General features: G+C 72.6%; 9 protein-coding genes and 1 pseudogene. 5 read left to right on the top strand and 5 right to left on the bottom strand.

Annotated features, from left to right (window positions below):
* Positions 1-663, bottom strand: a 663-nt coding sequence (locus AC2W7A_RS05960) for a PIN domain-containing protein (RefSeq protein WP_485990549.1), incomplete at its 3' end; no start/stop codon positions are given.
* A gap of 366 nt (positions 664-1,029) precedes the next feature.
* On the opposite strand from AC2W7A_RS05960, the gene AC2W7A_RS05965 reads away from it, so the two are divergent.
* On the top strand, positions 1,030-1,746 hold the full coding sequence (locus AC2W7A_RS05965) for a rhomboid family intramembrane serine protease (protein WP_485990544.1): 717 nt from the start codon (positions 1,030-1,032) through the stop codon (positions 1,744-1,746).
* A 105-nt stretch (positions 1,747-1,851) separates the two neighbouring features.
* Here the strand turns inward: AC2W7A_RS05965 and AC2W7A_RS05970 are convergent, their stop codons facing one another.
* The gene (locus AC2W7A_RS05970) at positions 1,852-2,625 is read right to left on the bottom strand and encodes an isoprenyl transferase (RefSeq protein ID WP_485990545.1); all 774 of its coding nucleotides are present in this window, start codon (positions 2,623-2,625) and stop codon (positions 1,852-1,854) included.
* Positions 2,626-2,996: 371 nt separating this feature from the next.
* Between AC2W7A_RS05970 and trhA the strand changes: the two genes are divergently transcribed.
* On the top strand, positions 2,997-3,590 hold the full coding sequence (trhA, locus tag AC2W7A_RS05975; RefSeq protein ID WP_485990550.1) for a PAQR family membrane homeostasis protein TrhA: 594 nt from the start codon (positions 2,997-2,999) through the stop codon (positions 3,588-3,590).
* A gap of 115 nt (positions 3,591-3,705) precedes the next feature.
* Here the strand turns inward: trhA and AC2W7A_RS05980 are convergent, their stop codons facing one another.
* Together AC2W7A_RS05980 and mca are read right to left on the bottom strand one after the other, a co-directional pair.
* Complete coding sequence (locus tag AC2W7A_RS05980) at positions 3,706-4,101, bottom strand: hypothetical protein (RefSeq protein WP_485990546.1); 396 nt, start codon at positions 4,099-4,101, stop codon at positions 3,706-3,708.
* Between the two features lie 26 nt (positions 4,102-4,127).
* Positions 4,128-5,048, bottom strand: a complete 921-nt coding sequence (gene mca / locus AC2W7A_RS05985; RefSeq protein ID WP_485990551.1) for a mycothiol conjugate amidase Mca — start codon at positions 5,046-5,048, stop codon at positions 4,128-4,130.
* A gap of 256 nt (positions 5,049-5,304) precedes the next feature.
* Between mca and AC2W7A_RS05990 the strand changes: the two genes are divergently transcribed.
* The 3 genes from AC2W7A_RS05990 (at position 5,305) to AC2W7A_RS06000 (ending at position 7,522) form a co-directional block, all read left to right on the top strand.
* Positions 5,305-5,772: a DUF4307 domain-containing protein gene (locus AC2W7A_RS05990; RefSeq protein ID WP_485990547.1), complete on the top strand. Its 468-nt coding sequence runs from the start codon at positions 5,305-5,307 to the stop codon at positions 5,770-5,772.
* A 289-nt stretch (positions 5,773-6,061) separates the two neighbouring features.
* A complete protein-coding gene (gene greA / locus AC2W7A_RS05995; protein WP_485990548.1) occupies positions 6,062-6,556 on the top strand; it encodes a transcription elongation factor GreA in 495 nt (164 codons plus the stop codon).
* Between the two features lie 258 nt (positions 6,557-6,814).
* Positions 6,815-7,522: a GPP34 family phosphoprotein gene (locus AC2W7A_RS06000; RefSeq protein WP_485990552.1), complete on the top strand. Its 708-nt coding sequence runs from the start codon at positions 6,815-6,817 to the stop codon at positions 7,520-7,522.
* An 85-nt stretch (positions 7,523-7,607) separates the two neighbouring features.
* On the opposite strand, the pseudogene ilvA reads toward AC2W7A_RS06000, so the two are convergent.
* Positions 7,608-8,883 (bottom strand): annotated as a pseudogene (ilvA, locus tag AC2W7A_RS06005) (threonine ammonia-lyase).
* Between the last annotated feature and the right edge of the window lie 31 nt (positions 8,884-8,914).

The following is an 8,914-nucleotide window of genomic DNA, read 5'->3' on the forward strand; positions in this document are numbered from 1 at the left end:
CACCGGCAGGGCCTCCGCCGAGGCGAGGGTCCCGGCCCCGGTGAGCGGACCGGCGGAGGCGAGCGGGCCGTCGTCGTCCCCCGCCGTGCCGGCGTCCAGTGCGCCCGCGGCAAGCGGCAGGACCAGGTCCTCCAGGTCCACCGAGCCCTCCTCGTAGAGGTCGGCCACGGCCGTCTCCTCCACGCCCAGGTGCACGGTGCCGGTCCAGCCGGAGTCCGGGACCTGGTCGTTGCGGTACTCGTCCGCGGCCAGGCCCATGGCCGAGGCCTTCACCCGCATCGGCAGGTCCTTGGACACCACGGTGACGTCCCGGCCCTCGTCCGCGAACGCCTTCGCCACAGCCAGGATCCGCGAGTCGTTGTCCGTGCCGCGGATGCCGAAGGGAAGCACGTCCGTGGAGATGTGGTTCAGCTCCACCCGCAGCGTCCCGCCCTCCGAGTTCAACGGCAGATCCTGGGACAGCCCGCCGTGGCGGGTGCGCAGCTCGTCCAGCAGCCGCAGCGCCGACCGGGCGTAGTAGCCCAGGTCCGGGTCGTGCCGCTTGTGCTCCAACTCCGAGATCACCACCAGCGGCAGGATCACCTCGTGCTCGGCGAAGCGCAGCAGGGCACGCGGGTCGGACAGCAGCACGGAGGTGTCAAGCACGTACGTGCGCTCCCCCACGCTGAGCCGCTCGCGGCTGCGCTCGGCGGTCGCCTGGACGGGGTGGGGGGTCTGCTGCACGTATGCCTCCTCGCCGGGGCCTCGGCGCCCCTGCCTGTCCGGATGGGATCCACGCTAGGAGAGCGCGGGGCAGGCAGGGCAGGTGCGGCGGGTGAATGTCCCGTGAAGGGCCGGTGACGCCGGTGACCTGCCGGTGGCCGCCACGTTCCCGGCGGAAGACGCCGCGCCCAGACGCTTGTCCCGACGACCCTGTACGTGGTCTGAGGGGGCTGACCACCGAGGGGCTTGAACACAGTCCGGAGCACTGCCCCGCACGCCGACTCGCCCCCGCCTCGCCCTGCCTAGACTGGACCCCAGGAGGCACCCATGACCCACCACCCCAGCCCGGACCCACACGGCGCCGGCACCCCCGCAGGCCCTGCCCGCGGCCGCACGCTCGGACGACACCGCGGCCAGAGCCCCGGCGCGCGCCCGGAGTGGCGCGACCACCTCGTCCACTGGTTCGCCCCCACCCTGCTCCTGCTGGCCCTGATGTGGCTCGGCGGGCTGCTCGGCATGGTCGGCGGCCGGGCCCTGGCCTCCGGCTTCGGACTCATCCCCCGCGAGCTCGACGGACTGGACGGCATCCTGTTCTCCCCGCTGCTGCACGGCGGCTGGGGCCACCTGATCGGCAACACCACCGCCCTGCTCGTGCTGTCCCCGGTGGCCGCCGTGGTCTCCCGCCGGCCCGTGCGGCTCATGCTCTGGGCGTGGCTGGGCTCCGGCCTGTTCAACTGGGTCCTCGGCACGCCGGGCGTGCACATCGGCGCCTCGGGCATCGTCTACGCGTTCACCGCATTCCTGCTGGTCTACGGCATCGTGGCGCGCCGCTGGTTCGCCGTGGTGGTCTCCCTGCTGGTCTCCCTGCCGCTGCTCGGCGGCACGTTCCTGGGCATGATCCCCCAGGCCGGCCTGTCCTGGACCGGACACATCGCCGGCTTCCTCGCCGGACTGCTGCTGGCCCTGCTGTGGGGGCGCAAGGACCGCCGGGAGCGCGGACCCTCCTGGCTCGAGCGCGCCGAGGCGCGGGCCGGCATCCGCTGAGCCCGGACCTGCCGGCGGCCGTGAGGGCGGCCCCACCCGATCCGAGGACCAGGCGACAGGACAGGCGGAGGCGCGGGCCGTCGTCGGGAAGCGGGGGGTGACCGCTCAGGCGCCGAAGCGGCGCTGGCGGGAGGCGTAGTCCCGCAGGGCACGCAGGAAGTCCACGCGCCGAAAGTCCGGCCACAGCGCCTCGCAGAAGTAGAACTCCGAGTACGCCGACTGCCACATGAGGAACCCGGAGAGCCGCTGCTCGCCGGAGGTGCGGATCACCAGGTCCGGGTCCGGCTGGCCACGCGTGTAGAGGCGATCCGAGATCTGGTCCACGGACAGCTCCGCGGCCACGTCCGCCGCCGAACGGCCGGCCGCGTCCGCCTCCACCAGCAGCTCCCGCACCGCGTCCACGATCTCCCGGCGGCCGCCGTAGCCCACCGCCACGTTGATGTGGATGCCCTCGTTGCCCTTCGTCTCCTCCGCCACCGCGGTCAGGCATTCGGCCAGGTCCGGCGGGAGGATGTCCACCGCGCCCACCGGCTGCACCCGGGCCCGCAGCAGCCCGTCCTGATGGGCCGCCAGCCGCCGCGCGGTGGTCTTGATGATCTCCAGCAGCGGCGCCAGCTCCTGCGGGTCCCGCGTCAGGTTGTCCGTGGAGAGCATGTACAGGGTCACCACCGGGATCCGCAGCTCCTGGCACCAGCCGATGAACTCCAGGATCCGGTCCGCCCCCGCCTGGTGACCCTCCTGCGTGGTGGCGCCGAACGCCCGCGCCCAGCGGCGGTTGCCGTCCACCATCACGCCGATGTGCCGGGGCATTCGCTCCGGGTCCAGGTCCCGCGCCAGACGCCGCTCGTACATGCGGTAGACGACCTCGGGCTGGCGCACGCGGACCACTCCTTCTCTGACTCATGGACCGGCGCGGCGGACGAACCGGTCAGGGACAGAATACGCGGCGGTCCTGAGGTGGGACCGTTGTGCGGCGGGTCCGGCGACGGTGGGAAGATGGTGACATGGCCACCCGTCATGACATCCCCCCGCACGACACCCCGGCCGGTGAGGCCGCGCCGGTGCGCACAGAGCCGCCGACGCATGCCGGCACGACGCAGCCCGACATGCCACTGGCCGATGCGCCGCAGGCCGACGCGCCGCCGGCGAAGGGAACCGCAGGCTCGCACACGGGCTGGCGGATCCCCCGCATCACCGACCCGGCGCACCCGCTGTTCAAGCCGCGGCTGCGCGGCTGGATCCACGCGGTGATGTTCCCGCTGACGCTGGCGGCGGGCATCGTGCTGATCGTGCTCGCCCCGACCGCGGCGCTGAGCTGGGCCTCCGTGGTGTACTCCATCACCGGCCTGATGCTGTTCGGCGTCTCCGCCACGTACCACCTGGTGCAGTGGAACGACCAGGTCAACCTCGTGCTGAAGCGCCTGGACCACACCAACATCATGCTGGTGATCGCCGGCACGTACACGCCGCTGTCGATCGCGCTGCTGCCCCAGGACAAGGCCGTCCTGCTGCTGTCCCTGGTCTGGTGCGGCGCCGTCCTGGGCGTGCTGTTCCGCCTGGTCTGGACCCACTCCCCGCGCTGGCTCTACACGCCCGTCTACGTGGCGCTGGGCCTGGCGGCGCTGCTGTACATCGGCGACTTCTTCGCCGCGAACGTGACCGCCGCCGTGCTCATCTGCGCCGGCGGTGCGTCCTACATCATCGGGGCGGTCTTCTACGCGCTCAAGGCGCCCTCGATCCACAAGGAGTGGTTCGGGTTCCACGAGCTCTTCCACGCGTTCACGGTGGGCGGCTTCGTGTGCCACTACATCGCGATCATGTTCGGGGTGCTCTCCGCCGGCTGAGGGGGCTGGGCCGGGCCCTGCCTCCCTGCAGAGTGAGGGCGGAGTTTCCCGGAATCCGTCGCGAATTCCGGGAAACTCCGCCCTCGCTTCGGTCGAGTGGGGCCGGCGTGCGGCCTCAGCGTCCGGTGTCCGGCTCCTGCGGCTCCGGCGTGGGCTCGTCCAGGTAGCCCGGGTACTTCCTGCGCAGCCGCTGCAGGCGGTCCTCGCCGGAGGCGTCCAGGCCCTCGCCAGCGGCGCGCTGCTCCGGGCTCAGCCGCGGCTGGTTGCGCTCGATCAGCATCTCCTCGGCCTCCGGCGAGCGCTGCTGCACCCGGCGCACGGAGCGCACCATCAGCCGCAGCACGATGATCGCCATGACCACCATCAGCGCGGTGAACAGGAAGCCCACCACGCCGGGGGTGATGTCGGCCTCGTCCAGGCCGGGACGCAGGGTCGGCTCGGGCACCGCCGGGGCGGGCACCTGCCCCTGCAGGGTGAGCAGGGCGGAGTTCAGGGAGGTCCAGGTCGTCACAGCGTGCCAGTCTACCGGCGGCGCCGTCAGCGCAGGCCGTTGAAGAGGTCGTGCTCGGGCAGGTCGACCTCCACGCGGGAGTCGATGAGCACGTAGTCCTCCCACGGCCAGGCCTCGCGGAGCACCTCGTTGCGGGCGGCGAAGAAGAAACCGGTGGGGTCCACCTGGGTGCGGTGGGCCCGCAGGGCGGCGTCCCTGCGCTCGAGGTGGTCGGCCACCGGGATCTGGGTGGTGACGGCGTGGTCCGGGATGAACCAGGGCGGCGCGTCCTCCGGGTCCGGGACGTCCTCCCCGGCGGCCTGGCGGGCGCGGACCTCACGGAGGCGCTCCATCTTCTCGTACCAGCCGAGCCGGTCCGCGAAGGGCGACTCCTCGCCGGCCGCGGTGTACACCTCGTGCAGGGTGCGGAACTTCGCCGGGTTGAAGGCGCGGTCGTAGTAGAGCTTGGAGACCTCCCACGGCTCGCCGGCGCCCGGGTACTCGTCCGCCAGGCCCGCGGCCCGGTAGGCCTCCACGGTGACCCGGTGGGACATGACGTGGTCCGGGTGCGGGTAGCCGCCGACCTCGTCGTAGCTGATGAGCACGTGCGGGCGGAACCGGCGGATCAGGGAGACCAGCGGCGCGGCGGCGGTCTCCAGCGGCATCCTGGCGAAGCAGTTCGCCGGCAGCTCCGGGACCGGGTCGCCCTCCGGCAAGCCGGAGTCCAGGAATCCGAGCCACTCGTGGTCCACGCCCAGGGCGGCCTGCGCCTCCGCCATCTCCACGCGGCGCACGGCGGTGATGTCCCGCTCGCAGGCCACGGTGTCCTCGTACTGCGGGTTGAGCAGGTCCCCGGCCTCGCCGCCGGTGCAGGTGACCACCATGACCTCGGCGCCGGCGTCCTCGTAGGCGGCCATCATGGCGGCGCCCTTCGAGGACTCGTCGTCCGGGTGGGCGTGGACGGCCATCAGGCGCAGCCCCTCGGACGGCGGGACGCCGTCCGAGGGACGGGGCGCCACCGTCTCGGAGGCGCTGTGGCGGCCGGTGTGGCCGACCGGGATGCCGCCGGCCGAGGGGACGGCCTGGTCTGCGGTGTGCTTCTCGCTCACGGACGGGACTCCTGACAGGGTGCGGGGACGGCGGTCTGGCGCGGTGGTCGGCGCCTCGCCGTCACGGCGACGGCAGCACCGGGGCGTCGCCGCGCCCGGCGGTAGGCTGGTGCCGATGGCCTCTCCCACCACTGCACCGCACGCATCCGCCGGCGACACGCCGGAGGAAAGCCTAGCCAACCGCTACGGAGGCGCTCAACGGCGCCCCTCGGCGGGCGTCTCGCGGCGCATGCGCCTGACGGCCACGATCGCGGTGGCGGCGGCGGTGCTCGTGACCGCCTGGTTCGCCCTCTCGACCTCGATCGGGCGGGTGACGTACAAGGAGATCGGCTACGAGGTGGTGGACGACCACCTGACCCGCGTCTCCTTCCAGGTGACCGCGCCGGCCGGGAAGCAGGCCGAGTGCGACATCGAGGTCCAGGACTCCCAGGCGGCGCCCGTCGGCTATCGCACCGTGCTGATCTCCGGACTGGAGCCGCAGGAGCGCTCCGCGCCCGGGGACGACACCTGGACGTACACGGTGGACGTGCGCACCGTGGTGCGCGGGAACACCGGCGTGGTGGAGACCTGTCGCGCCGTCTGAGCCGGCACCGCACCGGCCACACGGATTTCGCCCGCCGCTGACAGGCCGGGATCAGGGCGGACACAGCAACCTGTGGTGCAGACCACTTGGTATAGTGGATCGCAGCGCTTTCTGCCCCGCCGATCGCATGTGTCCGTCGGTGGACGTCGGATCGCGGCCCGGTCCGGGGCCCGCGTCTCCGTCGACCCGGACACCACGGCGGGGTTCTTGTCATCTACAGGCAGCGCAGGCGCCGCCGCCGACCCGTGCCTGCCGAACACCGGGCACCGCCCGATAGGAAGGAGTCAGCATGACCACGAACTCTGCCGACGCCCCGTGGCTCACCAAGGAGGCGTACGACCGCCTCTCCAAGGAGCTCGAGCACATCTCCGGCCCGTACCGCCAGGAGATCATCGACCGCATCGAGGCCGCCCGCGAGGAGGGCGACCTCAAGGAGAACGGCGGCTACCACGCCGCCCGCGAGGAGCAGTCCAAGAACGAGGGCCGCATCGCCGAGCTGAAGCACCTGCTCGAGACCGCCACCGTGGGCGAGGCCGCGGAGAACGACGGCCACGTGCACCCCGGCACCGTGGTGACCGCCACCGTGGCCGGCGACGAGATGACCTTCCTCTTCGGCTCCCGTGAGATCGCGGACGACGACGAGAAGCTCGAGGTCTACTCCGAGCGCTCCCCGCTCGGCGAGGCCATCAACGGGGCCAAGAAGGGGGACAAGGTCTCCTACACCGCCCCGAACGGCAAGGAGATCAAGGTCGAGATCCTGGACGTCCAGCTCTACCGCGCCTGATCCCCTCGGCCCGAGCCGTCCGTCCCGGACGGCCGTGGCCACGACGACGGCCCTTCCCCTCCCCGTGCACGGCGCCTGCCGCACGGGGAGAGTGAGGGGCCGTCGTCGTCCTCCGGGGCTCTTCCGGAGCCGCCGTGCACTGCTAGGTTGAATCCATGCTCACCGTTGAGAAGATGCACCTGATGCTGACCCGACCGGACGGCACCTCCGAGCGCCGAAGGCGCACAAGAACGCTCTGGCCGCGGCCGCCTGCTGGACCTGGCCGAGGCCGGGATCGTGGCCGTGGAGGAGGACGCCGAGCCCGCGCAGGCCCGCGTGCGCGTCGTCGCGGCCGGCACCACCGGCCACCCCGTTCTGGACGCGGTGCTGGGCCAGGTGGACGGTGTGGACGGCACCGGCCTGCACGCGCTCGTGAAGAAGGGCAAGCCGGCCGTGAAGAAGCCGATGCAGACGCACCTGATCGAGCGCGGCGTGCTGGTCAAGGAGAAGAAGGGCCTGTTCACCACGGAGGTCCGCCCCGAATCCTCCCGTCCCCGGGACGAGGTGCTCGAGGAGGTCCGAGGAGCCCTCGAGTCCGGTGCCGAGATGCGCCCCTCCACGTCCCTGCTGTTGGGGACCCTGGACGCCCTGAACATCGCCCGCGTGCTCATCCCCGGCGCCGAGGCCGAGCACGGCCGCCGCGAGCTGGGCCGCCGCATCGTCCGCCTCACCCGGGACGACCGCCACGTCCGTGCACTGCGGGCCGCGACCGGCTCCTTCGCAGGCAACACCGCCGCCGCCGCCCTGCCGGCCACCTTGCAGACCCTGGAGACCCACGAGGACGTCTCCGCGGGCAGCCCGGCCGAGGACACCGAGCACGCTGCCCAGGTCGACGAGGCCGCCGCCAAGGCCCGGGTCCGCGAGCAAGAGGCCGCCCGTGCGGAGGCGGAGAAGAAGGCCGCCGGCCCGCAGAAGGCCGAGGCCTGAGCGCCACACCACAGGCAACACGGGGGCCGCACCAGGACATCCGGTGGCGGCCCTCGTCGTGTGCGGTGCCGGTGCAGCCGCCCGCTCAGTACAGCTGCTCGGGCGCGTAGCCGCCCTCGCGGAGCGCGGCAAGCACCCGCTCCGAGTGTTCGTGGCCGCGGGTCTCCATGTCGATGGTGATGTGCACCCCGCCCATGGAGAACTCCGGGCCCACGCGGGTGTGGTCCACACGCACCACGTTCGCCTCGGCGTCCGCGATGAGCCGGGAGATGGTGGCGAGCTCGCCGGTGCGGTCCCGCAGCGGGATGCGCACTCCCATGTAGCGGCCGTTGGAGGCCAGGCCGACCTGGATGGACTTGAGCATGAGCATCGGGTCGATGTTGCCGCCGGAGAGCACCACGGCGGTCTTGCCCAGGTCCAGGCCCAGCGCGCCCACGCGGCCGGAGAGCAGCGCGGCCGCGCCCACGGCTCCGGCGGGCTCGACCACCAGCTTGGAGCGCTCCATGAGGTGGACGATCGCCTCGGCGATCTCGTCGTCCGTCACGGTCACCACGGCGTCCACGAGCGAGCTGATGACCTCGAACGGCACGGCGCCGGCGGCCCACAGCGATGCCGTCCGCGATGGTGCTCACCCCCGCCAGGCTCTGCACGTCACCGGCCTCGAGGGAGCCGACGTAGGCCGCTGCCTCGGACGCCTGCACGCCGATCACGCGGATGTCCCGGCCGGCTTCCCGGGCTGACTCCTTGAGCGCGATCGCCGCACCGGCCAGCAGGCCGCCGCCGCCGATCGCCATGATCACGGTGTCCACGTCCGGAAGCTGCTCGAGGATCTCCAGGCCCACGGTGCCCTGGCCGGCGATGATGGCGGGGTTGTCGAAGGGGTGGATGAAGACCGCGCCGGTCTCACGGGAATAGCGCTCGGCCTCGGCGAGGGACTCGTCCACGGTGGTGCCGTACAGGACCACCTCCGCGCCGTGGTCCCGGGTCGCCTGCAGCTTGGGCAGGGCAACGCCGCGCGGCATCACGATGCGTGCGTGGATGCCGAGCTGGCGGGCGGCCAGGGCCACGCCCTGCGCGTGGTTGCCGGCCGAGGCCGCCACGACGCCGCGTGCCTTCTCCTCCTCCGTCAGCCGCGCCATGCGCACGTAGGCGCCGCGGATCTTGAAGGAGCCGGCGCGCTGGAGGTTCTCGCACTTGTAGTAGACCTCGGTGCCCACGTCCCGGCCGAGGGCGCGGGCGGTGAGCAGCGGGGTGGTGAGGGCGGTGTCCTGTAGGGTCTGCGCGGCGGCGCGGACGTCCTCCAGGGTCACCGGCAGGGACGGGGCTGCGGTGCCGTCGGCGGCACGGCCGGCACCAGCCACCGGGGTCCGTCGACGGAGTCGGCTGGGGGCG

This window comes from Micrococcus sp. LASM2_SD2 (assembly GCF_057364565.1).

Bases quoted from the DNA above. Each gene is read 5' to 3' on its own strand.
- AC2W7A_RS05965 (WP_485990544.1), top strand. From the start codon at position 1,030: ATGACCCACCACCCCAGCCCGGACCCACACGGCGCCGGCACCCCCGCA.
- mca (WP_485990551.1), bottom strand. From the start codon at position 5,048: ATGGCCGTCCACGCCCACCCGGACGACGAGTCCTCGAAGGGCGCCGCC.
- greA (WP_485990548.1), top strand. From the start codon at position 6,062: ATGACCACGAACTCTGCCGACGCCCCGTGGCTCACCAAGGAGGCGTAC.
- trhA (WP_485990550.1), top strand. From the start codon at position 2,997: ATGTTCCCGCTGACGCTGGCGGCGGGCATCGTGCTGATCGTGCTCGCC.
- AC2W7A_RS05990 (WP_485990547.1), top strand. From the start codon at position 5,305: ATGGCCTCTCCCACCACTGCACCGCACGCATCCGCCGGCGACACGCCG.